Consider the following 25081-nt stretch of genomic DNA (forward strand, 5'->3'; position numbering starts at 1 on the left):
TTCATCGTTCTGAAGAAGTACGAAGCCACTTTCAACCTCGGTTGAAGGTGGCTTCGTCGTTGGCGTAATCACCTGATTATTTTCGCACATCCCACGCAGTCTCCCCGTTGACCTAAAAAATAATCCTAAAACCCTTCTTTATGCGTAGACTCTCTCAACTATCCTATTCCCTGTTGGCCATTTTTGTGGTGCTCTTTTCCACGGGCTGTGACCCCGACTCTGGCGGCACCAATGATGTTGTTTTGGAGCCGGCTCTCCGGCTGAACACCGGCAGTGGAATCATTTCCGGTGACCAGGACCTCGACTTGGCAACCCCCTCCTTCATCGTCAACATCACGGGTAATGAAGGAACCGCCCAACTCAATAGCCTGCGTATCGAAGAAAATGGTCTGGCCATTCCCGCCGACCGACTGATTTTCCGCACGGGCCAGACTTCCAACAATCCCATCCTTCTGCTTGGTGACGATAAGACGGAGTTTACCTACGAAATTGAAATCCTCGGCAACAACGGAACGGTGGGCTCAAGCGCTTACACCTTTATTCTGCGGGACGATGGTGGCCTGACGGATGCCGAAACGATTAACGTTAATTTCACCCGGGCCGCCCCGTTGGTGGAACTACTCGTTGAGGACGGATTTGTGAGTGGAAACACCACCCTGGCTACTTTCAATGGTGCTTTCAGCGTTCGCGTGCTCACGACTAAAACGGAAGCTGACTTAGAGACGCTTTCCGTGCTGGAGGACGGTGTGCTGCTTCCCGCTTCGCAACTTACGTTTAACGACGGATCGGAAACTGCTACCAACCCGTGGCCTTTCGCCACCGGCGAGATGTCCGGTACACCGCGCTACCGCATCCGTGTGGACCCGGAAAATACGATTAATGGGGACAACGACGTCCGTACGTTTACGTTCCGAGCAAAGGACGTAAATGGCGTTACCGGGGAGACGAGCATTGACGTGAACTTTGAGCCGCCCGTCGTTACCGCGCTGACTTTTGACACCACGGGTGTATTTTTTAACGCGATCGGTTCCCAGCGGGGTGCGCTTGATTTAGACAATGCCAAGGCCGTGCGCTTCAACAGCGTGGAGGCCGAACTACAGGACGAGGGGATCGACCCGACCATTCCGACCGGAACGGAAAACTGGCGTGCTCAGATTAGTGGTGGCGCAAGTGGTTCGGTCGTTCGGTTAGCAAACCTCGTGGCTTACGGTGATGGCGTAAATTTTGCGAGCGTGAGTAGTCCGGAAGAAATTCGGGATATTTTCGAAGACGACAGTAGCACGGAATTGGACGGAAACGATGCGTTCCCCGGGCCTGTACGCACGAGTGATCCCGAGGTGGACGAAAAAGTATCACAGCCACTTCTGGGTGCCGATGCTAACCGCGCCGGTGAGGTCTTCGTCGTCAAGCGCGATAATAATTACTACATCGTGCAGTTCACCAAAGTGAACTATGTTCCCAATTCTAACGACGATAACTATAACGTAGCCATCAAGTACTAGCCAGCGTAGCGTGATCAACGTAGCTTTGCTGCCGCTTTAGGTAGTTGCGCGCTCGCGGGTGCCGGGTGTTTGTTTGCAGAGCGGAGGTGATGGGTTCAGCCCCGTTACCATCGCTCCCTACGAACCTCCCCGGCACCCGCGGCCGCGCCCTATTTATACCCGCGCGCAGTGACGAAAGTAGCGGCCGGAGGACTTAACTAATCCCCCCGGGCAGCGAAGATGTAAACTAAACCGTTTATCTTACGGTCCGTACCAGACCGCCGCCACTACTATGGATTACGCCGTAACGCTTCACCAAGACGAGAAACAGTTCGTTGCCGCCCTCGCCCGGGGGGACCGGCAGGCGCAGCGCGTCCTTTACGAAGAATACTACGGCTCCCTCATGTCGATCTGCCAGCGGTACGCCGGCACGGAAGACGAGGCGATGGACCTGTTGCACGAAAGCTTCATCAAGATCTTTCAGAAGATCGGTCGCTACGAATCCGGCACTGCACTCCTCGCGTGGATGCGCCGAATCACGGTGAACACCGCCATCGATCAGTACCGACGCAACAGCCGGCGACGGACGGAAAACATCGACAACGCCTACGGTATTTCCTCCGACGCACCGGATGTTTTTGCCCAGTTCGGAGCCCGGGAGATCCTGGCGGCCGTGCAGAAGCTACCGCCGACGTACCGGACTATTTTTAACCTCTACGTGGTGGAGGGATACAGCCACAAAGAAATTGCGGGGCAGCTCGGAATCACCGATTCCACGAGCCGCTCTAACCTGGTCAAAGCCCGGGGTAAACTCCAAAAAGTGTTGACCGCCCCCGGCCGCTAGTTCCTATGAAACCAACGCACGAAACACTAGACGATCTCCTCCGCCAGCGACTGGCCGAGTTGCCGCCCGCCGCAGCCCCCGCCGCCGGCTGGGAACGGCTGGCCGACCGCCTGGACCACCCGGAGGACGATTTCCTGCGCGAAGCCCTCACCGGCATCGCACCCGTGGCGCCCGCCCTCGGTTGGGCGGCGCTGGAAAGTAAACTCGACCCGGGGCTGGCGACCGATCAAGCGATCGCGGACAAACTCACGAGCCTCGAGCCCGTCGCCCCCGCCGGTGCCTGGTTAGCTTTCGAACGGACGCTGGATAAAGAAAATGCCGCCACGGTGGACGCCATTGTTGGTGACCAACTTCGTAAATCTGACGGAGGACCCGCCACCGGCTGGGCCGCCCTGGCCGCCCGCTTGGAACTAATCAAGGAGCGGCGCCACCAGATCGTCGCCTGGAAGATCACGGAAGTCGCCTTACTGGCTAGCTTGCTGCTACTGTTCGTGCGCTTCGGTGATGTCGCACCGGCGGCCGCGCCACTTGCGGCGGACCCGAAAACCGAATTAAACCCGGTGACGGACCCGCTCACGACTGCAGCTGGCACTGATCTACCCACCGACGAAATCAGTAGCTCACTCGCCGCGGACAACGGGGGGACTCGGCAGCGCCCGCAAAATTTATTTTTGGGACGGGCGGTTGTGGAACAGTCAGGGCGCGAAGCGCTTGTAACTCCCGCGGAGACGAGGAAGCAAATAGTTAAGCCCCGTAAGTGGGCATCAGAAATTTTACCCACCAGCGGAATGCTACCGAACGTGGGTAGCAATAAGGTTCCCGCTGACGATATCCCACCGCCCGCTGCACCGACGATAATCATCGAGCCGCTCATCGCAACTATTCCCATGGTTCGTTTTGACGCGGAACTACCTCACCCAGACGTCATCTCGCCGGTGGTGGCCAGGACCGCCGAGCGGACCAAGTTCTACCTGAACGCGTTTATTTCTCCCGTAGATGCTAATCAGGTCATCACTAACGGGCAGGCGGTTCTTGACGTAGACGTGCTGGCGGATAGTCGATTCACCCAGGGTCGGTCGGGTGGCGCACTACTGGAGATTACGCAGGGAGCGACCGGTATTCAATTCGGCGCGGTGTATTCGCGGTTTAATTATACACCGACGGTTCTGAAGTATTATCTAGCGGAAGAGTTTCCCTTCGTCGAACGGGCGAAAGGTTACAGCAGGTTTAAATACGACTTGGTTGAGTTCCCGTTTAGTATTAACCAACGAATTGCTGAAAACGAGCGGTGGCGGTGGAGCGCGCGCATGACGGCCAGCGTCTCGGTCATTGCCGCGGGTTCTTTCTCTGTTCTCGAAGATGATGAGGATTTTATCGATGTCGTCAACCGACGGGAAAAACAGCGACAGACGGTGGACCCCGCTGGTCAGACGAGCGCAGCCCGGTCCAGTAGTCCGCGCGACATCGCACAACTCATCGACCCGCCACCAGGGTGGTTACAGGGGGGCGGCTTTCTTAAAAACGCTAACCTCTACCTGGGTGGTGGCTTCATGATCGAGCGATTGCTCGACGAGCGGACGAGCATTTACGTCTCCCCCTCCTTTGGTCGGGCCGTCTACCTAAATGACGACGAAAAGGGCGTCGGCCCCTACCGGGATCGGCTGCACACCGGCCAGTTACGCTTCGGGGCGCGGCACCTACTCGGCCGCAAGTAGGGGTTACCTTCGCAGCCATGTACAAGCGCGTAATAATTAAAGTGGGCACCAACGTCCTTACCCGCCCCGATGGCCGGCTGGACGTAACCAATATCAGTCACTTAGTGGATCAAATTGCCGGACTGAAGGCCAGGGGTATTTCCTTGGTACTCATCTCTTCCGGCGCGGTTGGCGCGGGCCGGGAGCTGCTCACCGTGGACGATAGCTTTGGCGACGTGGCCCGGCGGCAGGTGCTGAGTGCGATCGGGCAGGTCAGGTTGATGGAATTGTACCGGCAGCTATTCGCTGGGCACGATTTACTCTGCGCCCAAGTATTAGCCACTAAGGGAGACTTTCGGGCTGGACTCCACTACGATAACCTACACAACTGCTTTCGTGCGCTCCTCCAGGATCAGATCGTCCCGGTCGTGAACGAGAACGACGTGATTGCCGTCACGGAACTGATGTTCACGGACAATGACGAGCTGGCCGGTCAGGTCGCGAAGATGCTCGCGGTTGATGCATTGGTAATCCTGAGTAGTGTCGACGGGCTTTACGATGGCCCGCCCGGGGAATCCGGTAGCCACTTAATTCGGGAGGTTGCGGCGGGCGATCAGTCGGTGCTGGGTTTCGTTCAGGAGAAAAAAACTAGTTTCGGTCGTGGGGGCATGGCCACCAAGCTCCGTATCGCGGCGCAGACGGCAAAGGCGGGTATTCCCGTACTGCTCGGCAACGGTCGCCGACGCAATATTCTGACGGGCCTTGGTCGGGACCAGTGGCCGGGAACGATCGTGAAGTAAAGTATTGTTGCCGCGACTTGAAACTAGCATTTATGCCCATTGTAGGCGTAGAAAACGCCGTAAGCAGCCGGAGCTAATTCACTAATTCTACTCCTGACCACCAGCATCAGTTATCGATCTGCCGAATGAAAGCTTCCAACTCGGTTAAATGTGCCTCAAAAGCCTTCCGCCCGGCGGCGGTGGCGCGGTAGCTGGTGCGGGGCTTGTCGTTGATGAACTTCTTTTCCACCGCAATTTGGTCTTCTTTTACCAATGCTTTTAAGTGGGAGGCGAGGCTGCCGTCCGTCAGCTTGAGTGTCTTGCGTAGGGATACGAATTCTACCCACTCACTGACCATGAGCAGGGCCATGATGCCCATCCGCGTCCGGTGGTTGAAAAGCTTATTGAGCCCACTGATGTTAATGGTGCTTTCGCTCGTCGTGACGTTTTTCATGCTCGGTCGTATTTGTGGTACATCCAGGCACCGTAGATGATGTGGCACACGCCGAAGCCGAGCGCCCAAAAAAGTAGGCCGTAACCCACGAAGAAACAGGCGATGAGGCCCAGCGTGATCATTACGTAACCCAGGAAGCTAAGTTCCTCCCGTGCGTAGTCGCTGCCGTTAAGTAAGGCCAACCCGTAAAAGATTAGGGTGGCCGCACCGATGAGCCCACCGTGCGCGTGATAAATCAGGGCGAGACAAAAAACGCCCCCAACGACGAGCGGAACCGCTAAGTGAAAAAAGAGTTTATAGGTCCTGTCGTCAAGAATGCGTTGGCCCATCCGCTTAGCCCGCCGGGCGGTAAAATAGTAGCCACCGGCGAACGAGCCGACCATGACGACACCGGCCACGAGCACCAGGAAGGGTAGGGGCGCGATGCCCCAGGGGTGGTTGGATACGAGCCGGAATGATCGCTGGATCAGGACTAGCCCTTGTTCGCCCGCGTATTGGTAAGCTACGATTACGCCCGCGCCAATCAGCGAAAGGCAGCCGGCAAATATCCCGGAAAGGCCACTGAGCCCAATGAAGTAGCGTGACCGCTCCATTAGGGAACGGATTTCCCGCAGGTCACTGATGGGATTGTCTATTTTCTTCGTCATAAAGAACTTTGTACCGCAAAGTTAAGTAAAGTCTTATTACTTTTGTAAAGTTTTTACCCGGAAATCCGGTGCTGTACTGTGGTGGAATACACGTCCGGCCACTCGAGTACCTACTCATCACTTTACTGATATTAATAAATTATCCGCTTCATAAGGTGTTCTGTACGCAATCGTTAGCTCACGGTAACGTACTGAACACATCAAATAAATATTTCATGATGACTACGAATTTAAACTATGGGGGAGCTAGAGCAGCGTCCCACTAACAACTTTCCGACCCACCATTTTGCTATCGAAAGCTAAATTTCGACCACTAGCCACAGAATCAACGCCTCTCCATTAAACACAATCTTGCTACCTTTGCGCCTCTCTAATGACACCAGCGAAATGTCTCTTAGCATTACATCTCCACAACACCGGCTGCGCGGTCAGCAAAGTTCCCGAACGGATCACTTGCACGTGACTGAAAAACGGTGGTTTGCGGTTCGGACTTCCAGCCGCCACGAGAAACAGGCGGCGCGGGAATTACGGCGCGCGGGAATCGAGGCTTACGTCCCCCTCCGCGAAAAGGTGTGTCACTACGTCAGTAAAACCGTCGTGCGGGAGTTACCGCTCCTGACGGGCTACGTCTTTGTGAGAATCTGCCGCGCCGAGGAGATGATCGTCATCAGGGCACACTACACCGCCGGCTTCGTCCGCCTGGGCCCCGACCGCCGGTGCGTCACCGACGCCGAGATTGAAACGCTCAAAATTTTGAGCACGGATCGTAACCTGACCTGGGAGACCATTGAAGATGCTTTCGACTTCGCGGAAGGCATGCCGGTCGAGATCGTCAAGGGCCCCATGGCCGGTATCCGGGGTCACTATTTATACAAAAAAACGAAAAAGGCATTCGTCATCTCCCTCGGGGGTGGCGGTACTTGCTTGGCTACCCTCGAGGTGGACCCCACCATTCTCTCCGCCATTGACGGCGGAACAATCCCTGAAGGCACCTCCCAGCAAGAGGACAGCCGTAAAACTCTCTGGCAGCATTAATGAAGGGTTGAACAAGTGGGCAAATTCTACCGCCGCCGCGGTTGGGGGCAAGTTGTTTCGACACTTGGACACCGAAGGTCTGTCCCCGCGGCAACAATCCGGCAGACGATGACCCTAGTCACGGGCGCGGCGGGCTTCATCGGTCACCACCTCATCAACAAATTAGCTGGCGAGGGGCACGAAGTTATTGGTATCGACAACCTTAATAACTACTACGACCCGCAACTGAAACGAGACCGCCTCTTCGAAGCGGGCATCGATCGCCGTAGTGCCGAAGCCGGGTCGGAAGTCGTAAGTACTCGGTTTCCAAACTATCGGTTCCGCAAACTCGATCTGACCGACGGAGAAGCGATGCGGGGTCTCTTTGCCGAACACCCCATCAGAAAGGTGTGTAACCTGGCCGCACAGGCCGGCGTCAGGTACAGCATTACGAACCCCCAAGCCTACGTAGCGGCTAACGTTACCGGGTTCGTCAACGTGTTGGAAAACTGCCGGGCGCACAACGTCGAACACTTAGTTTACGCTAGTTCCAGCAGCGTTTACGGGTTAAACGAAAAAATACCGTTCAGCGAAAACGACCCCGTGGCTCGCCCCGTGAGCTTGTACGCGGCGACCAAGATTAGCAACGAATTGATGGCGCACACGTACAGTCACCTGTATAATTTGCCAACGACCGGGTTGCGTTTCTTTACGGTCTACGGGCCCTGGGGCCGACCGGATATGGCCTACAGCCTCTTTAGCGATGCCATTCTGAATGACCGGCCGATCAACGTATTTAATCAGGGCAAAATGTCCCGTGACTTTACTTACGTAGGCGACATAGTCGACGGCGTGGAACGGGTACTGACGCAGCCCCGCCCCGTCCACGACGATGCCCGCCACCGCATCTACAACATTGGCAACGGCCAGCCGGTCAGCCTACTTAACTTCATCGAGCTGCTGGAAAATCAGTTGGGTTGTAAGGCGAAAAAGAATTACGTAGGGATGCAGCGGGGGGACGTCGAAAAGACGTTCGCCGATACGAGCGCGCTGCAGCGAGATTACGATTACCGGGCCAACACAAATTTGGAAGAAGGCATTAGCAGTTTTGTCAATTGGTACCTTGAATATTATCAGCTAGGGGGCGTGGACGCGGGTGCGGAGGTATCCGAAAGGAGCAAGCAAATTACGTCCGCCGACTAGCGAACCTTCCTGGCACCCGCGACCGCGCCCGCTCTTTCTGCTCAGTACACGTTATAAAACCGATCTTCTCTTTAATTTCTACCACCACTTATGAGTAAGCTAGAAAAAACTATTCTCGTGACCGGCGGCGCTGGCTTTATCGGTAACCACGTGGTGCGTAGGCTGGTGCGGAATTATCCACACTACAAGGTCGTCAACTTGGATGCCCTGACTTATGCGGGGAATTTGGAGAACGTTGCGGACGTCGCGGACGCACCTAACTACAGCTTCGTCAAGGCGGACATTACCGAACTGGAGGAAATCCGCAGCGTATTTACCGTTTACAATCCGGACGTAATCGTTCACCTGGCCGCGGAAAGTCACGTGGACCGGAGCATTGAAAATCCGCTCGTTTTTGTCAAGACTAACCTTGTCGGGACGGCCACGCTACTACAAGTTGCCAAAGAAACCTGGAAGGGTGATCACGCCGGTAAGCTCTTTTACCACGTAAGCACCGATGAAGTTTATGGCTCGCTGGGTGAGACCGGCTTCTTTGTGGAGACCACGCCCTACGATCCCCGCAGTCCTTATTCCGCATCGAAGGCGGGCAGCGACCACCTCGTCCGCGCCTGGGGCCATACGTTTGACCTGCCGATTATTCTGAGTAATTGCTCGAATAACTACGGACCTTACCAGTTTCCGGAGAAGTTGCTACCGCTATTTATCAATAACATTAAGCAACTCAAACCCCTTCCCGTCTATGGTAAGGGCGTCAACGTCCGCGACTGGCTTTACGTTGAGGACCACGCCCGCGCGATCGACGTGATCATGCACGACGGCAAGCAGGGTGAGACCTATAATATTGGCGGCCACAACGAGTACCGGAATATCGACCTCATCAAACTGCTCTGCGAACTGATGGACAAAAAGCTCGACCGCGCGCCGGGTACGAGCGAAGGGTTGATCACCTACGTGACGGACCGCGCCGGCCACGACATGCGTTACGCCATCGACGCCACCAAGCTGCAAAACGATCTTGGCTGGACGCCGAGTTTACAGTTTCGCGAAGGTTTGGAAAAGACGATCGACTGGTACCTTTCGAATGAGGAATGGATGGCCCACGTTACCTCGGGTGCTTACCAGGACTACTACGCGGAAATGTACGTTAACCGCTAAGTACCACAAATAATTATGAAAGGAATTATACTAGCCGGTGGCTCGGGCACGCGTCTCTACCCGATTACGAAGGGGGTCTGTAAACAATTGATGCCCGTCTACGACAAGCCGATGATCTACTACCCGCTCAGTATTCTGATGTTGGCGGGCATTCGGGAGGTTTTAATCATCACTACACCGGAAGATAATTCTTCCTTCAAAAACTTGCTGGGTGATGGTTCGGAGCTGGGTTGTCGGTTCGAATACGCCGTTCAGGAAGTACCCAATGGCCTGGCGCAAGCTTTCGTGATCGGTGCGGAATTTCTCGCCGGCGGACCGGCGGCGCTCGTGCTGGGGGATAATATCTTCCACGGGTCCGGCCTGAGCACTTTGCTGCGGGAAAGCGCCCAACTGACCAAAGGAGCCAGGATATTTGCTTACCCGGTGCACGACCCGGAACGCTACGGCGTGGTGGAGTTCGACGATGATAAGCGTGCCGTATCCATTGAAGAGAAGCCCACTAAGCCGAAGAGCAAGTACGCCGTCCCCGGGCTATACTTTTACGACGAGCGGGTGACCGAAATCGCCAGTAACATCCAACCTAGCCCCCGCGGGGAGTACGAAATTACCGACGTGAACCGCCATTACCTAGAATTAGGAGAATTAGAAGTGGGCGTTATGACCCGCGGTACGGCCTGGCTGGATACAGGCACTTTTGAGAGCCTACACGACGCTGCTGAATTCGTGCGGGTGATTGAAAAGCGACAAGACTTTAAGATCGGGTGCATTGAAGAAATCGCCTGGCGAATGGGCTGGATCAATGATGAGGATTTACGGAGTATTGCCGAGCCTCTGGTAAAAAGTGGCTACGGTCAGTACTTGCTGGGCTTACTATAAACATACCTTTCAAATGCGCCTCCGACGGAAACGATAAGCACGCACAGCCCGGCCAAATACTTTAAATACTTCCGGTTTTTCTACCGGTACCTCGGGCCGAGTATATTCATAGCGTTTGGCTCCAGCATTTTTACCGCCGTGCTGGATGGTATTGGGTTGACGATGTTTTTACCCCTCATCCGGGCCGTTGACGGTGGGCAAATCGCGCTGGCTGCTGAAGACATGGGCAAATTATCCTTCGTACTCGACGGTATCCATGCCGTAGGAATCGAAGTGACTTTAGAGAGCATCTTGATTTTGATGCTGTTCTTTTTTACCCTTAAGGGTGTCGCGAGATTTGTTACGCAGTACTATCAGGTGATGCTGCGGCAAAGGTTCGCCAACAAACTGCGCTTGCAAGGAATAGCCATGCTGGGCAATTACAAGTACACGGCATTCGCCGAAGCGGATAGTGGCCGAATTCAAAACTCGTTCAGCGGGGAAATCGGTCGGGTAACCAATGGCTACCTGAATTACTTCCGGACGATTGAATACAGCGTCGTGCTGTTCGTGTACATTATCCTGGCGGGCTTAGCCAACCCAAAATTTGCGCTGATCGTTGCCGCTGGGGGATTGCTGACAAACCTAGTCTTCAACCAGGTTTACAGTAGGACCAAAGTAGTCTCCAAACGGCTAACTACCGAGAGTCACCGTTTTCAAGGCTTTCTGATTCAGACCGTAACCAGCTTCAAGTACTTAAAAGCCACGGACCTGATCAGGCGCTACCAGGAAAAGGTTGCCAAGTCGATCGTGACGGTAGAATTATACCAACGAAAGTTAGGCTTTCTCTCTTCCGTGTCTACGGCATTGCGGGAGCCACTGGTGGTATTCATTGTCGTAGTGGCTATTTTTGTGCAGGTTAGTTACTTCGGTCAGTCGATCGGACTCATTATTTTGAGCTTGTTGTTTCTCTACCGAGCCCTTACCTCGCTCGCGGCTGCGCAGGCAACGTACAATTCTTTTCTCTCCCAAACTGGGTCGCTGGACGACGCGGAATGTTTTCAGGAGGAGCTTAGTGCCGGTCGGGAGCGAGATGGACAAATTGGCTTCAGCGGGCTTAAAGAAAATATTGATCTCAATCAGTTATCCTACGCTCACGGCAGTGATGCGGTATTACAAGATTTCTCGCTGCGCATCCACAAAAACCAGACCATTGGTATCGTTGGCGCTAGCGGCACCGGAAAAACAACTTTGGTCAACGTCATTTGCGGCCTGCTGGAAACTGAGCGAGGAATGCTGGTCATTGACGGAATTGATAGTTGTGATCTAAAATTAAACGAGTACCGGAGTACCATCGGGTACGTAACGCAGGAACCACAAATCTTTGCGGATACCATCCACAACAACGTTTCCTTCTGGGACCCGGAGAGCACGCGGTCACGCGAAAAAGTGGAGAAAGCACTAGCGTTGGCCCACGCCGCAGAATTTGTCCGTCAACTCCCGCAGGGGATGAATACAATCGTTGGGATTAACGGCCTTAACCTCAGCGGGGGGCAAAGACAACGTATCTCAATCGCCCGGGAACTGTACCGGGAAGTCGACATACTGATACTGGACGAAGCGACTTCCGCACTAGATTCTCAAGCGGAAGTCTCGATTCAGAAAAACATCGAAAGCCTCAAAGGTCAGTACACCATGCTGGTCATCGCCCACCGGCTGAGTACGATCCGCGAAGCGGACGCTATAATTCACTTACGGGACGAAGGACGGTACGATATTGGTACCTTTGACGAGCTTATTGAGAGATCGGCGTCGTTTCGCGAAACCGTCGCGCTACAGGCCATTGCGTAAACTCCATGAAATCCCAGCGAGGTTAGCCCGTTAGACCTTTCTCTCTCCGACATTGGCCGCAACCTAACCATACGAACACACACAAAAGAATTTTGATGACTACCGTAAACGGAACTGCCACTAACCTCAACGCTACCGAGATGCTGGCCAACCTCAGGAACAAAAAGTCCGCTATCTCCATCATTGGCCTGGGCTACGTTGGTCTACCGCTGGCGTTGGAGTTGGCAAAGAAATACCGGGTCGTAGGCTTTGATATATCCGAGCCGCGGGTAGAAATGATGAAAAACCGGCAGGACCCTAGCGGGGAACTAGAGGCGTCGGATTTTGACGGTAGAGACGTTCTCTTCACGACCGACCCGGCTGATTTAGCCGACGCGGTTTTCCACGTTATTGCCGTTCCTACCCCCGTGGATGAAAGTCGTACTCCCAACCTCAAACCGCTTTTAGGTGCTTCTAAAACCGTTGGACAGATTCTGAAACGCGGTGACATTGCAGTTTACGAATCAACGGTCTACCCCGGCTGTACGGAGGAAGACTGCGTCCCCGTATTAGAGCAAGAAAGTGGCTTGACGTTCGGCAAAGACTTCGGTGTCGGCTATTCTCCCGAGCGGATTAATCCGGGCGATAAGGAGCGGACGCTGGCAAATATCCTCAAGATTGTCAGTGGTAGTGATGCCCCGACGTTGGAAGTTGTTTCCGGTGTCTACGGTGACATTATCACCGCCGGGCTGTACGAAGCGAAAACCATTAAAGTAGCCGAAGCCGCCAAGGTCATTGAAAATAGCCAACGCGACGTCAACATCAGCTTCGTCAACGAACTCAGCATGATCTTTAGCAGAATGGGCATCGATACCCAGGACGTGCTGGAAGCCGCCAGCACGAAGTGGAACTTCCTGCCCTTCAAGCCGGGTCTGGTTGGTGGTCACTGTATCAGCGTGGATCCTTACTACCTTTTGCACAAGAGCGTCAAGATTGGATACGATCCGCAGGTTATCGCCAGTGGACGGCGCGTAAACGATCGGATGCCAGCCTTCATCGCGAAGGAACTAGTCCAACACTTACTCAAAGTAGATAAGAATCCGAAGAGAAGTAAAGTCCTGATGTTGGGCGTCACGTTCAAGGAGAATGTCGCCGACATCCGCAATTCAAAAGTCGTCGATGTCGTTCGGGAACTGATGGACTTCGGGGTCAACGTTCACCTCTACGACCCACACGCCAGCCCGAATGAGGTTGCCCATGAGTATGGTTTAACGATGGTAGACGAGATTGGCAAAGATTATGATGCCATCGTAGTTGCCGTTTCACACGAGGAGTTCCGGACGAAATCAATTGATGACTACCGGATGATAAGTAAGGATGCCCTGATACTGTTCGACCTAAAGGCTATGTACCCCCGCGATGACGTGAAAGCGGGAGAAATCTTGTGGCGTCTTTAAAGTCAAAAAAATACGCACCAAATTCCTTACGTCAAACATTCATCCATATCATACATTCGAATACTTTGTTGAGGATTTACTGAGCACGGGTGAAGGAGTTAAAGTAAGTGCAAAACCGTGATTTACGGTAGTGCATCTTCATTAACTCTTTTGTGTCTGCTTGTTTATTTTACCATAATTTTTTCCTTTGAAATTCATTTTCTCCCTCCTCTTTGTAGTGTTGTGTGCAATTGCACTACCCCTAGCCAGCCAGATTCCTGGCCAAATACCTGGTCAATCACGCGGCGAGCAAGAAATGGTGATTCGTCAGATGTTGAGAAACCGCGATGTTAACGAGGCCGAGTTACGCACTCGACTCGAAGCCCGTGGTATTCAAACGGAGGGCATCTCAGCTGAAGAAGCCCTGCGCCTCAAGCCTCAGATCGAGGAGGTGATTGCCACTATGGAATCAGAGAAAGCTCAGGCGACCCAGGTGGCTAATGAGGTAGCCTCCCGGTCCACCATCAGAATCGAAGAGGCGGTAGCGGAGGGCTCGACTTCCGTTGAGGAGGCTATCTCGGAAGTCACCACTGAAGCCGCTACGGAGATTTTGGCGGTAAGTAACATTTACGGCCACCAACTATTTCGGGACAAAAGTCTGCAAGTATACCGCGCGACGGAAAACGTAACGCCGCCCGATAGCTATCCACTGAAGCCGGGTGATGAGCTCGCTGTTTCAATTTTTGGGGCCAGTCAGACGGATTTGAACCTCCGTATCGACAACCGGGGGTCCACAAAACTTCCTAATGGCGTCGCTATCTCGCTCGGTGGCATTCCCCTCAGTGACGCCCGAATATTGTTGGCCAGCCGCCTCAAACAGTATTATACTTTTCGTGATGGAGAGTTAAGTATTCGAATTCAGGCAGCGCGCACAATCAGCGTCAATATTTTTGGCGACGTGGAAAACAACGGTAGCTTTTCTCTATCGTCGATCAATACTGGTTTCAACGCCATGGTAGCTGCGGGTGGGCCCACCGATCGGGGCACGGTACGTAACATTCAGTTGATTGATGGAGACGAAACGACCATTCTCGACGTGTACGAATACCTGCGAAACCCAACGGAAAAATCAGGCCTTTTTTTGAGTAACAATGCGTCCATATTTGTTCCTCCCGCAGAGAAGATCGTTGCGTTACGGGGTGGTGTCGATCGTCCAATGCGATACGAACTCAAAGCTGGGGAGACGCTGATCGATTTGATCGATTTTGCCGGCGGGACCAAGACCCGGGCCGAGGTCAATAACATCCAGGTCACGCGTTACGTAGATGGGGCGCTGGAATTATTCAACGTTGACCTAGACGCCACACCAAACTTCAATTTGGAGGATGAAGATTTTATCAACGTACCCATTATTGAGGACCCAATCCAAAATTTTGTGACCATCGAGGGGGCAGTTTTATTGCCCGGACGATATCCCTTTGAGACTGGTATTACCTTAGATACACTACTGAAACTCGGTCGGCTACGACCGGGCGCACGCACTGACGTAGCGTTCTTATTTCGCGACAACGACGATGGTACCCAACGGTTAGACCGAATAGACCTAGACGCGGACGCAACCGCGAAGAACATAATTCTGAAACGGGGCGACCGCCTGCAGGTGTTAGCGCAAAGTGCCTACGTGGACAACGCCACATTTTCCGTTAGTGGCGCCGTGAGGGGTGGTGTTACTACTTTACCCTTTCCGCAAGACGGTGCACTGACGTTAGAAGAAGCGGTTTTGTTAGCTGGTGGGACTGAAACAAACGCAATCCCGGAAGTAATGCTGATTCGGACGCCGTTAACTAACTCGAAAGAGAAGATATACGAACGCATCGATCTACTGACGGATGGTAGCTATGCACTGGAACCATTCGACCGAATAGTCGTCTATTTTCGGGAGCGTTTCACGGATGAAGCTACGGTGAGTATTTCTGGAGCCGTTCGTGGAGGGGGCACTTACACTTATGATCCGAGCTTAACCCTGCGGGACTTAATTTATATGGGCGGTGGTACTCGCATCGATGCGGCTCCGGACCGGGTAGAAGTCTTCCGGTTACAAATTAGTGAGGGAGGGGGGACAAAAACACTTCTGACCACAATTGATTTGAACGCAGACGAACCGTTCACGCTACAAGCTTACGATGAAGTGATCGTGCGCTCGGCCGCGGAGTTTGAAACTATCCAGAATATCGTCATCAAGGGGGAGGTTCGCTATCCCGGTACGTACGCACTGCTTAAAGATAATGAACGGTTGTTCGACGTAATCATTCGTGCGGGCGGGCTGACCGGTGAAGCTTTCCCCGAGGGCGCAAGGCTTTATCGCGAGAGCCGCGACACTGGTTTCGTAGTTTTGGACCTTGATGAAGTTATTGTCGACCCAGCTAATCCGGCCAACGTAGTTTTGATCGCGGGCGACATCCTCTCCGTACCGAAGAAAGAAGACCTAATAACCATTTATACTGTAAATACGCAGGCGCACCGCTTCAACGTGGATTCTACTAACGTCGGGGGTGTTTTACGGGTGGCTTACAAGGGGCCATATTCCGCCCGTTGGTACGTAGAAAACTACGCGGGCGGTTTCGACGACGATAACGCCCGTAGGCGTTCGACCACGGTAGAGTACGCCAATGGAGGAGTAAAAGAGACCAACAGTTTTCTTTTGTTCAAAGACTATCCGGACCTTAAACCCGGTGCCATCGTCCGGGTGGGGGCAGCGCCACCAAAACGGCAGAAGCAACGGCGGGAAGAGCGATTTGACTGGTTACGTTTGGTATCTATTCTCGCTTCTACGGCAACAACTATTGTTACCTTTGTTTTAATTAGTCAAAGGAACACACCTTAGGCCGACTAATGTATAGTTTGACATTGATCGAAGTGTATTATCACCCTCCTCTAATTGTCTAAAGAAATAGGTGGTAATCTAAATTAGTATTAGCATTGGTAGTATGAGTGAAGTAAAGGAAGTTTCGATACATGAGATTTTTGTACTTATAGGCAGTTATGTTGCATTAATACGTCGCTACTGGTACTGGATTATAATCGTTAGTCTTGGTTTTGCCGCTTTCTTCGCGTACCGGGCCACTGAAGTTCGAGCTACCTACCAAGCACCGCTCACGTTCGTGGTAAATGAAGATTCTCCTTCCAGCGGCGGAGTTGGAAATATTCTGGGTCAATTCGGTTTAGGTGGTGGTACTGGTGGGCAACTTAACTTAACTAAAATCCTGGCGCTGGCTGAATCTCAAAAGATAATGAATAGCCTGTTACTCGACAGCCTTGTAATAGATGATCAGATCGATAAAATTGGCAATCACATTATACGCGAATACGATCTGGTGGAAGTCTGGGAGATGGAAGACATCATCAGAATCAGTGGAGATTCTCTTGAGAACCTTAATCGGGAAGAAAAAAGACTACTCAAAAAGCTCTATCGATTCGTACTTGATGACAATAACGGGCTACTTAAATTCACGGCTGATGAGATGACGGGTATTCTCGACGTCACCGCTAGTACCATTAACGAAGAGCTGAGCTTGGCACTATCCGAAGACTTGTACCGGCGATTGAGTGATTTTTACACTATCGAGAGTACCGGAAACGCACTGGCATCGGTGAACGGATTGCAGTACAAAGCGGATTCAATCAAAACTGCATTGGAAAGTGCGGATTACAGCCTTGCCACCTTACTCGATCGTAGCCAGGGGGTAGTTCAAAGATCAAACCTAGTACGACAGGCACAGTTGAACCGTGAGGTGCAGATTCTTGGAATCGCGTACGGCGAAGTACTGCGAAATCTTGAGCAAGCTAGCTTCGTGCTCAGCACTAAAACGCCCTTTTTTCAAATAGTCGACGAGCCCTTTATGCCACTATCCATTAAGGGTGAAAGTTGGATTCAGGAAGCAATTAAAGGATTCATTCTCGGACTATTTTTGATATTTGGGTGCCTGGCGGCTCGAAAATTTTATCAGGACGTGATGAACGACCCCCTGAATAATACCCCGTCGCGGACGTAGTCAATGCCCATTGTTTTCTAGCAACGCATCGGTGTAATCCCTTACGATGTATGTAGTATCACGCGGGATCATTAGCTTTCGTAAGTACTCACGATCGCGTGCCGGTAGTGCATTTGTGAACTATCTTGCAGTACGGCGACTAAGAAAGCTGCTTAAAAACATAAGCATTTAGAGATAATGAATACTCAATCATCTTTCATTCATCATTGTTGAATAGTCGTATGCTTAAGTGCTAAAATTTTTGATCTTTAAAATACCATACTTTGTAGTATTTGCGAATGCTACGGCATTGAGTTACGGTTGGCGCTCGCGAATTAATTAATTTCGGGGTGCGCTACATCATAACGGAATAGTAAACCCATAACCTTAAAAAGATATACCATGACCTTCAATTTCGAATACAAAGCCCCCAAGGTTATCGCCGAAATCGGCTGCAACCACATGGGCAAGATGGAGCTAGCCAAGCAACTCCTCAAAGCAGCTAAAGACTGCGGCGCTGATTATGGCAAGTTTCAAAAGCGTAACAATAAAGAGCTACTCACCGAGGAGCAATATAACGCCCCACACCCCGTCCCCTACAACAGCTACGGCAACACTTACGGTGCCCACCGGGAATTCTTGGAGTTTGACTGGGAGCAACACGCCGAGCTCAAAGAGTACGCCGAAAGCATCGGCATCGGTTACGCTACTTCCGTTTGGGACGTGACCAGCGCCCGGGAAATTGCCGGCCTTCGTCCGGAATTCATCAAAGTACCGAGCGCCTGCAACAACAACACCGAGATGTTGCGCGTCCTGCGGGATGAGTACAAGGGAGACATTCACATCAGCACGGGCATGACGAAGCTTGATGAGATCGAGGAATTCGTCTCTTTCTTCGAAGAGAAAGGCCAGGCAAAAGAACGCCTGGTGATGTACAATTGTACTTCCGGCTACCCCGTCCCCTTCGAAGACGTCTGCCTGCTAGAGATCAACCGCCTGTACAAATTGTTTGGCGACCGCGTTCAAAGCATTGGCTTCAGCGGACACCACCTCGGCATTAGTACCGACATCGCCGCCTACACTTTAGGTGCCTACTGGGTCGAGCGCCACTTTACGCAAGATCGCACCTGGAAGGGTACCGACCACGCCGCTAGCTTGGAGGCTCCCGGCCTGAGCAAACTTTGCCGTAACCTTCACCAAGCGCACACGGCACTGACCTACAAGCCCAGCGAGATCCTGGAGATCGAACGCGTACAGCGCGAGAAACTCAAAGCCCGTAAAGTTTGAGTGCTACGAAGCCCGAAATACTGGCTATCGTCCCCGCGCGGGGCGGTAGCAAAGGCTTGCCGGGGAAGAATACCATGAAGCTGGCCGGCCATCCGCTCATCGCTTATAGTATTAAAGCCGGTCTCGACGCTGTCAACGTTACCCGCGTTATCGTGAGTACGGATTCGGAAGAGATCGCCGCCGTTGCGCTCGAATACGGGGCGGAAGTTCCTTTTTTGCGTCCTCCAGAGTTAGCGGGAGACCGAAGCCTGGACATCGACTTTTGGCAACACGCCCTGAATTGGCTAGCTGAAAACGAGGACTATCGGCCCGATTACGTGGTCCAGCTCAGGCCGACAAGCCCGATCCGCCACCCCAATCTCATCGATGTCTGTATCGATCGGGTTATTTCCACTAAGGCGGATAGTTTGCGGGTAGTAACGCCGGCCCCGGCAACGCCCTATAAAATGTGGCGCGTCAACGACAACGCTACCCGAATGGAACCGCTACTGACGCTTGATAACGTAGAGGAACCATTCAACCAGTTGCGGCAAACGCTCCCGGTCGTCTACTGGCAAATCGGCACGCTCGACGTCATCCGCACCTCGCTGATCACGGACCGCGGGGTACTCAGCGGCGACCACATCATCCCCTACATCGTGGAGGGTGATTACGCCGTCGACATTGACCAGCAGGAGGATTTCGAGCACGCCCAACTCATCATCGAAACCACCGAAACCATTCGTTTTGCCGAAACAAGCACTTAGCATCCTCGTCATCGGGGCGGGTAGCATTGGCGAGCGCCACGTTCGTAATCTGCGCGCCCTGGGCGTGGACCAGATCACGGTGCTGCGCAGCCGCCGCCTTCCTTTGCGGACCATCAAGGAGGACGAATTAACCATCGTAACGAGCTTCGACGAAGCGATGACGTACGCACCGACGGGGGCAATTATTTGTACCCCGACGGCACTGCATCTTTCGCAAAGTATGGAATGCTTACGACGGGGAATGTCCGTTTTGGTGGAAAAGCCGCTCAGCCACACCACGGCGGGCTTGGCGGAACTGGAGGCTGCGGCACTTTCCGCCGGCCGTTTCGTTCAGGTCGGTTACATGATGCGGTTCCACCCGCTACTGCTGTCGGTCAAGAAGTTGGTCGACGAAAATGCTTACGGTGGTTTCGTTCACGCAGCGAGCCACTGGGGTGAATATTTGCCGGACTGGCACCCCTGGGAGGATTATCGCGAGGGATACGCCGCCCGCAAAGAACTCGGCGGTGGAGCGGGCCTCACGCTGTCTCACGATCTGGACGTAGCGCTCTGGATTTTGGGCGCGGACGCGGGTGCCAGGGGAGTGGTAAAGAGCAAAGGAAGCAGCCTCGAAGTTGACGTAGATGTCTCGATCGACGTACAACTCGAAAATGGTAAAGGGCAAATCGGCACCGTACACCAGAACTTCTTCGAGCGCACCCCCCGGCGTACGTACACTTATTTATTCGATGAGGCCCGCGTGGAAGTGGATTTTTTCGCTAACCAACTACGGACATATTACCCTGATGGTCAAGTCGACACCGAAACCATCGAGGATTTCGACCGGAACGACCTTTTCCTGGATCAAAGTCGTGACTTCCTTTCTCGGTTGGAAGCGCCCGATACCTGGGCGGACTATACCCACGATCAGATTAGCAGTTCCCAACGCCTACTAGAAATCTTACAATAGACTTATGTCAAAATTTATCTCGATTGAGAATAAGGTTATATTAATAACCGGGGCGGCCGGTTTGATCGGTAAAGAATTGTGTTTGGCTTTCCTGGCTGACGGTGCGCAAGTCGTAGCCTGCGACCTAAACCCTGCTCCGCTGTCCGACCTCGGCACCGGCGACCGCGCCCAAAATGTAATTACTCTGGCCCTGGACATCACCGTTGCGGAACAGCGGGAAGAGGCCGTTCGCCAGGCCGTAGAAAAATTCGGGCGCATCGACGTGCTGATCAACAGTGCGGCCATCGACGCGAAGTTCGACAAAGGCGGCACGGGTAAGATCAACAATAGCCGTTTCGAGAATTACCCCGAGGCTCCTTTACGCCAGAGCGTTGAGGTCAACATGACGGCCACCATCCAGATGACCCAGGTGGTCTGTCGGCAAATGGTAGAACAAGGCCACGGCAACATCATTAATCTGGCCAGTACGTATTCGCTGGTCGCCCCGAACCAGGGACTTTACGACTTCGGCGGTCAGATCAGCTACAAGCCGATCGACTACGTAGCCACGAAAAGCTTTATTCCAAACTTTACCCGGTACCTGGCGACTTTCTACGCAAAAGAAGGCATCCGCTGTAATGCGGTAGTCCCGCACGGCATCGAAAACAATCATTCCGACGAATTTAAAGAGCGTTTCGCACAGTACAGCCCCATGGCGCGGATGTGTGATCGCAAAGAACTGATCGGTATTTTCGTCTACCTGGCTAGTGACGCCAGCAGCTACATGACGGGTTCCGTAATTCCAGTAGACGGCGGTTGGACCGCTTGGTAGCTTATGAAAAAAATTAAACTTTTCCTCTCCGATATCGACGGCGTCATGACCGACGGCGGCATGTACTACACCGAAAACGGTGACGAATTAAAGAAATTCAATACCCGGGACGGTATGGGCTTCCAGTTAATACGGGAGGCCGGTATAAAAACGGGCATCATCACCTCGGAGGATACCCAACTCGTCAAGCGGCGCGCGGAAAAACTAAAAGTTGATTTTCTCCACCAAGGTAAGCGGGATGGTGGCAAACTCGACGTAACGAAAATGATTTGCGAGGAGTTAGGTATTGGGCTATCTGAAGTAAGCTACGTTGGCGATGACCTTAACTGTATTCCTTTGCTGAAAGCCGTCGGTTATGCCGCCTGCCCGGCGGACGCTATGCGGGGGGTGCTGGCGCTGGAGGGGATTCACGTTTTAAGCAAGAAAGGGGGAGAGGGTTGTGTTCGTGAGTGGGTGGAGTTTCTGCTGGATGATATATCATTAATAGCATCAACAAGGGCACAAATCACAGACTAGTTTCTTAGCGTGATTCTTTGGTTTAAGACAATTACAAGAGAAAATATTTTATCTGTCTAACTATTGTAGTATAGACTCCAATTATTTGCGGTAACACGCATCACTTTTATTTTACACGCATGACTTTAGGATTTATTGTTACTTTTTTCGACTTCCGAAATGACGTGCGTAGAGTTATCCGCGAACTAGATTACGAGCATGAGGTAATTTTATTTTGTCGACAACGGGATATTGATCGTGTACAAAATCACATACCCGATGGGGTAGAGATACGAGTTATCAAAGAAGAAGGAAGTCGTTTAAAAGATCGACTAACTCGAATGCGGTACCGAATAACGCGTGCAATTCCGAAGAGTACCCAGAACTTCTACTTGATGGAAGCTTTTAAAAATGGTCGCCTCAGAGGACTGCCGAGTCAGAAAGCGAAAGCGTTCTATCACCTTCATCGCACCTTGCCCAATAATTACACATACGATGCTTACTTAAATGATATTGAACCTTTGGGGGGAACGGACATCTCTAGAATAAACGCCTTTGTCTGTTTTAGTGAAATAGCGGATGATGCATTGCTAGCTCGCTTACTGGGGGAGGGGCACGCGGTGCTTACTTACGTTTATTCTTGGGATCATCCTTGCAAACACACACGCTTCAGTACAAGGAGTCAAAATCTAGTGTGGAACACTGGACTCGCCGACGATTTATGTGAATTACAGGGAGTGCCCCGTAAAAATATTACTGTGCTAGGAGCCAGTCAATTTTGCTATATATATGAGTATCTCAACGAGTACAAGCAAAATGTGACAACCAAAATATTTGATTTCCCCTATATTTACATGGGTTGTGCGATCGGTATTGAGTCATTGGTCCCCCAAGAAGTTGATATCGCCGTAGAACTAGCGGACTTAATTCTACAAATATCTCCCCAATTCAAATTGGTTGTTCGGCCTTACCCCCCGCTTGGCAATTGGTCACTCTATGATCGACTGTACGCACATTCGGCTATTGAGGTCGATGATGACTTTCGTAACTCTGATATGTCTGTTAACCAAAAAGCAATAATAGACAAGTTTGTTAAATTAGACCAAGCCGAAGGCTTTTTTCACCTCGGCACGACATTGGGCCTTGAATGTTGCTTCACTTCAACACCATCATTTCTGCTTGACGTGCGCGAAGACGACGGTGAGATCGTAAATATTTTTAATTTTGTTCATCAGTATCAGAATGATAAATACCTAGTCAAAGTATCACCGGAAAACCATGCTAAAGGCTGGGAGAAAACAGAGAATATCTTAAGTAATATTGAAAATATTCAGTACCTTAAACTCAATAAAAAAGTTCAAGATCAAAATCCTTTATTTACATTTGCGGCTTTTGCCAAACTTTTGGCAGATGAGCTTCAAGGGCTCTCAAAGGTTAAAATATAAAATAATTGTGAGTGGTGTTGATATAGCTAACAGAGTAATTTGTTTTGATGTATAAGTGCTGAGCTATTATTAAACCTGGTCAATAATATATTTATGCAGTTTCTTGAGATTCTATTTGCTGTCTCTGCAACACTACTTATGAGAGTCGACAAGAAATTTATCTACTGATTAGTCCGCTAATCTAAAAAATGGTGTACTGGAAGCACTTTCAAAATAGTAAGCGGTTAGTTGCATCAGGTATAATAGCTTAAATAGTATACATTGAAAGGAGTGAAAAAGTTTTTGGTTGACGCGGGAAGCAACTATATTGTTTATGGTCTGCAGCTACTAATCGGGCTTTTTTCAATTCCTGTCTACTTGAACGCCTACGGTGAAGAGTTGTATGGTGTTTACTTGTTGTCTATTGGATTAGCGAGTACGTTAATGGTGCTAGAATTCGGCAGTGGAAAAGCGTTAGCTCGCTACGTTGCCGAATTTAGAGAAGATAATAACGTTGAGAAATACGGTTTGGCACTCAAAACATGCGGCACCATAACTATTGTGTCATCCTTACTTATCGGATGCATATTCTTTATCCTGGCTTTCGGCAGAGGTTATGTATTCAATATTTCACCTAAATTTAGTGACGACGCTTTTTGGCTGCTGAGTGGTGCCGGTATTTACAGCATTATTCTGTTGATTGGGCAACTTTCTCAATCTATGCTAAAGGGTGCAGGTGTATTTTTTCGTAGGAACGTATTAGCGGTTTGGCAATTGTTAGTGCAGGCACTATTGCTAGGACTAGTATATTTTTATTCTCTTTCAATTTATGGTTTAATGGTCGGGATGATCTTACTCCTGCTAATTTCAGTTCTTCTTGATTTAATCACTATTCGGAAGGAAGCAGCTTACTTAGTTCGTTTTGACTTAGTTCGTAATGTAGAAGAAAAATCTATCATCGATGGAGAGATATGGAAGTATGCGAAAGAAACATTCTACCTATCAGTAGTCAATTTTTTCACTCAAAACTCGGATCAGTTAATCATTGCTTTTTTTCTTGATGTGAAGTACGTCACAATTTATACTATCATTACGAAGCCCTATAACGTAATAAAATCGCTGATCAGTAAAGGGGCGATCATTTTGCTGCCTCACTACGTCAGGATAAACATTAGTCAAGGAAGAAAAGTACTCGATAAGTTTGCGAGGGAAGGTGGTAGAATGATGGGTCTTTTACTTGCTATGGTGATTGGTCCTTCTATTGTTCTTTTACCGTTACTAATTGAACTGTGGCTTGGGACCCATCAATATGCGGAATATGTGGTTTATGGCCAGTTGCTTCTTGGGGCCACTATATTGAAAAATATACCGTTAATGATTTACCAAGCACTTTACTTTGTTGGTGAAACCAAACGTTTATTCAGAATAGAGGTGATAGTTGTCTCAATTAATTTAACCACCAGCTTGATTTTGATAAATACGATTGGAGTGGGTGGAGTCATTCTGGGGACCTGCTTACAAATTCTTGTGTCCGCGCCTTTGTTGCTGTACCGAAACCCCAATAGCCACCTTCACGAGAAATCTAAAAATAAAGGTATTTACCGTGACTGTTTTCTGGCAACCTTTTTTGTAATGGGTATGACTGCTTTTTCTGTTCTTATGGAAGGTTACTTTCCCAGCGTTACGAATGAGAAAATATGGATGCTTTTGATTGTTTGTATTATCACCGCCTGTTTGATAATTTTTACTTTCAAAGGCTTTATCGAACGTAGGATATTACTCATGCGAAATATACTCAGAGCAACATAATATAAATTGTTCAATTTTGTTGATTTAAAGTAGCTAAACTCGCTAACGGATACGCAGTATTTGAAATAATGTAAATTAAAGTATAATGGTCACTGTATTTTGTAATTAAAATATACGTAAATAAATTAAAGGAGTTC

At 51.0% G+C, this 25081-nt stretch carries 21 protein-coding genes; 19 read left to right on the forward strand and 2 right to left on the reverse strand.

What is annotated here, in order from left to right; genetic code table 11:
- Nucleotides 1–140 precede the first annotated feature (140 nt).
- The 4 genes from GGR27_RS07770 (at nucleotide 141) to proB (ending at nucleotide 4819) form a co-directional block, all read left to right on the forward strand.
- Nucleotides 141–1502, forward strand: a complete 1362-nt coding sequence (locus GGR27_RS07770) for a hypothetical protein (RefSeq protein WP_168036849.1) — start codon at nucleotides 141–143, stop codon at nucleotides 1500–1502.
- Between the two features lie 271 nt (nucleotides 1503–1773).
- Nucleotides 1774–2325 carry an RNA polymerase sigma factor gene (locus tag GGR27_RS07775; protein ID WP_168036850.1) on the forward strand — a complete coding sequence of 184 codons (552 nt, stop codon included), beginning with the start codon at nucleotides 1774–1776 and terminating at the stop codon, nucleotides 2323–2325.
- 5 nt (nucleotides 2326–2330) lie between these two features.
- Nucleotides 2331–4040: a hypothetical protein gene (locus GGR27_RS07780; RefSeq protein ID WP_168036851.1), complete on the forward strand. Its 1710-nt coding sequence runs from the start codon at nucleotides 2331–2333 to the stop codon at nucleotides 4038–4040.
- A 17-nt stretch (nucleotides 4041–4057) separates the two neighbouring features.
- The gene (proB, locus tag GGR27_RS07785) at nucleotides 4058–4819 is read left to right on the forward strand and encodes a glutamate 5-kinase (protein ID WP_168036852.1); all 762 of its coding nucleotides are present in this window, start codon (nucleotides 4058–4060) and stop codon (nucleotides 4817–4819) included.
- Nucleotides 4820–4925: 106 nt separating this feature from the next.
- On the opposite strand, the gene GGR27_RS07790 is transcribed toward proB, so the two are convergent.
- Nucleotides 4926–5252, reverse strand: coding sequence for a winged helix-turn-helix domain-containing protein (locus GGR27_RS07790; protein WP_168036853.1), 327 nt, complete (start codon nucleotides 5250–5252; stop codon nucleotides 4926–4928).
- Nucleotides 5249–5899: a hypothetical protein gene (locus GGR27_RS07795; protein ID WP_168036854.1), complete on the reverse strand. Its 651-nt coding sequence runs from the start codon at nucleotides 5897–5899 to the stop codon at nucleotides 5249–5251. The genes GGR27_RS07790 and GGR27_RS07795 overlap by 4 nt, the downstream gene beginning before the upstream one ends.
- 387 nt (nucleotides 5900–6286) lie before the next feature.
- On the opposite strand from GGR27_RS07795, the gene GGR27_RS07800 reads away from it, so the two are divergent.
- From GGR27_RS07800 to GGR27_RS07870, 15 genes are all read left to right on the forward strand, one after another.
- Complete coding sequence (locus GGR27_RS07800) at nucleotides 6287–6934, forward strand: transcription termination/antitermination NusG family protein (RefSeq protein ID WP_168036855.1); 648 nt, start codon at nucleotides 6287–6289, stop codon at nucleotides 6932–6934.
- 108 nt (nucleotides 6935–7042) lie between these two features.
- Nucleotides 7043–8116, forward strand: a complete 1074-nt coding sequence (locus tag GGR27_RS07805) for an NAD-dependent epimerase/dehydratase family protein (protein WP_168036856.1) — start codon at nucleotides 7043–7045, stop codon at nucleotides 8114–8116.
- Nucleotides 8117–8206: 90 nt separating this feature from the next.
- Nucleotides 8207–9271 (forward strand): dTDP-glucose 4,6-dehydratase, encoded by a 1065-nt coding sequence (gene rfbB / locus GGR27_RS07810; RefSeq protein ID WP_168036857.1) that lies wholly within the window; start codon nucleotides 8207–8209, stop codon nucleotides 9269–9271.
- Nucleotides 9272–9286: 15 nt separating this feature from the next.
- A complete protein-coding gene (rfbA, locus tag GGR27_RS07815) occupies nucleotides 9287–10147 on the forward strand; it encodes a glucose-1-phosphate thymidylyltransferase RfbA (RefSeq protein ID WP_168036858.1) in 861 nt (286 codons plus the stop codon).
- Between the two features lie 138 nt (nucleotides 10148–10285).
- Nucleotides 10286–11977 carry an ABC transporter ATP-binding protein gene (locus GGR27_RS07820; protein WP_168036859.1) on the forward strand — a complete coding sequence of 564 codons (1692 nt, stop codon included), beginning with the start codon at nucleotides 10286–10288 and terminating at the stop codon, nucleotides 11975–11977.
- A gap of 95 nt (nucleotides 11978–12072) precedes the next feature.
- Complete coding sequence (locus tag GGR27_RS07825) at nucleotides 12073–13413, forward strand: nucleotide sugar dehydrogenase (RefSeq protein WP_245184493.1); 1341 nt, start codon at nucleotides 12073–12075, stop codon at nucleotides 13411–13413.
- A 187-nt stretch (nucleotides 13414–13600) separates the two neighbouring features.
- Nucleotides 13601–16276: an SLBB domain-containing protein gene (locus GGR27_RS07830; RefSeq protein WP_168036860.1), complete on the forward strand. Its 2676-nt coding sequence runs from the start codon at nucleotides 13601–13603 to the stop codon at nucleotides 16274–16276.
- A 103-nt stretch (nucleotides 16277–16379) separates the two neighbouring features.
- Nucleotides 16380–17444 (forward strand): hypothetical protein, encoded by a 1065-nt coding sequence (locus GGR27_RS07835; protein ID WP_168036861.1) that lies wholly within the window; start codon nucleotides 16380–16382, stop codon nucleotides 17442–17444.
- A 381-nt stretch (nucleotides 17445–17825) separates the two neighbouring features.
- Nucleotides 17826–18710 carry an N-acetylneuraminate synthase family protein gene (locus GGR27_RS07840; RefSeq protein WP_168036862.1) on the forward strand — a complete coding sequence of 295 codons (885 nt, stop codon included), beginning with the start codon at nucleotides 17826–17828 and terminating at the stop codon, nucleotides 18708–18710.
- Nucleotides 18707–19456, forward strand: a complete 750-nt coding sequence (locus GGR27_RS07845; protein ID WP_168036863.1) for an acylneuraminate cytidylyltransferase family protein — start codon at nucleotides 18707–18709, stop codon at nucleotides 19454–19456. The genes GGR27_RS07840 and GGR27_RS07845 overlap by 4 nt, the downstream gene beginning before the upstream one ends.
- Nucleotides 19437–20405: a Gfo/Idh/MocA family protein gene (locus tag GGR27_RS07850; protein ID WP_168036864.1), complete on the forward strand. Its 969-nt coding sequence runs from the start codon at nucleotides 19437–19439 to the stop codon at nucleotides 20403–20405. Before GGR27_RS07845 ends, GGR27_RS07850 begins: the two co-directional genes overlap by 20 nt.
- A gap of 4 nt (nucleotides 20406–20409) precedes the next feature.
- The gene (locus tag GGR27_RS07855) at nucleotides 20410–21216 is read left to right on the forward strand and encodes an SDR family oxidoreductase (protein ID WP_168036865.1); all 807 of its coding nucleotides are present in this window, start codon (nucleotides 20410–20412) and stop codon (nucleotides 21214–21216) included.
- A 3-nt stretch (nucleotides 21217–21219) separates the two neighbouring features.
- On the forward strand, nucleotides 21220–21732 hold the full coding sequence (locus GGR27_RS07860) for a KdsC family phosphatase (protein WP_168036866.1): 513 nt from the start codon (nucleotides 21220–21222) through the stop codon (nucleotides 21730–21732).
- Nucleotides 21733–21851: 119 nt separating this feature from the next.
- Nucleotides 21852–23156: a hypothetical protein gene (locus tag GGR27_RS07865; protein WP_168036867.1), complete on the forward strand. Its 1305-nt coding sequence runs from the start codon at nucleotides 21852–21854 to the stop codon at nucleotides 23154–23156.
- Nucleotides 23157–23426: 270 nt separating this feature from the next.
- Nucleotides 23427–24944, forward strand: a complete 1518-nt coding sequence (locus tag GGR27_RS07870) for a polysaccharide biosynthesis protein (RefSeq protein WP_168036868.1) — start codon at nucleotides 23427–23429, stop codon at nucleotides 24942–24944.
- Nucleotides 24945–25081 lie beyond the last annotated feature (137 nt).

The organism is Neolewinella antarctica (assembly GCF_011927835.1).
GTDB lineage: Bacteria > Bacteroidota > Bacteroidia > Chitinophagales > Saprospiraceae > Neolewinella > Neolewinella antarctica.

Excerpts from the sequence above, each read along its gene's own strand:
- GGR27_RS07770 (WP_168036849.1), top strand. The coding sequence starts at position 141 with ATGCGTAGACTCTCTCAACTATCCTATTCCCTGTTGGCCATTTTTGTG.
- GGR27_RS07775 (WP_168036850.1), top strand. The coding sequence starts at position 1,774 with ATGGATTACGCCGTAACGCTTCACCAAGACGAGAAACAGTTCGTTGCC.
- GGR27_RS07780 (WP_168036851.1), top strand. The coding sequence starts at position 2,331 with ATGAAACCAACGCACGAAACACTAGACGATCTCCTCCGCCAGCGACTG.
- proB (WP_168036852.1), top strand. The coding sequence starts at position 4,058 with ATGTACAAGCGCGTAATAATTAAAGTGGGCACCAACGTCCTTACCCGC.
- GGR27_RS07790 (WP_168036853.1), bottom strand. The coding sequence starts at position 5,252 with ATGAAAAACGTCACGACGAGCGAAAGCACCATTAACATCAGTGGGCTC.
- GGR27_RS07795 (WP_168036854.1), bottom strand. The coding sequence starts at position 5,899 with ATGACGAAGAAAATAGACAATCCCATCAGTGACCTGCGGGAAATCCGT.
- GGR27_RS07800 (WP_168036855.1), top strand. The coding sequence starts at position 6,287 with ATGTCTCTTAGCATTACATCTCCACAACACCGGCTGCGCGGTCAGCAA.
- GGR27_RS07805 (WP_168036856.1), top strand. The coding sequence starts at position 7,043 with ATGACCCTAGTCACGGGCGCGGCGGGCTTCATCGGTCACCACCTCATC.
- rfbB (WP_168036857.1), top strand. The coding sequence starts at position 8,207 with ATGAGTAAGCTAGAAAAAACTATTCTCGTGACCGGCGGCGCTGGCTTT.
- rfbA (WP_168036858.1), top strand. The coding sequence starts at position 9,287 with ATGAAAGGAATTATACTAGCCGGTGGCTCGGGCACGCGTCTCTACCCG.
- GGR27_RS07825 (WP_245184493.1), top strand. The coding sequence starts at position 12,073 with ATGACTACCGTAAACGGAACTGCCACTAACCTCAACGCTACCGAGATG.
- GGR27_RS07835 (WP_168036861.1), top strand. The coding sequence starts at position 16,380 with ATGAGTGAAGTAAAGGAAGTTTCGATACATGAGATTTTTGTACTTATA.
- GGR27_RS07840 (WP_168036862.1), top strand. The coding sequence starts at position 17,826 with ATGACCTTCAATTTCGAATACAAAGCCCCCAAGGTTATCGCCGAAATC.
- GGR27_RS07855 (WP_168036865.1), top strand. The coding sequence starts at position 20,410 with ATGTCAAAATTTATCTCGATTGAGAATAAGGTTATATTAATAACCGGG.
- GGR27_RS07860 (WP_168036866.1), top strand. The coding sequence starts at position 21,220 with ATGAAAAAAATTAAACTTTTCCTCTCCGATATCGACGGCGTCATGACC.
- GGR27_RS07865 (WP_168036867.1), top strand. The coding sequence starts at position 21,852 with ATGACTTTAGGATTTATTGTTACTTTTTTCGACTTCCGAAATGACGTG.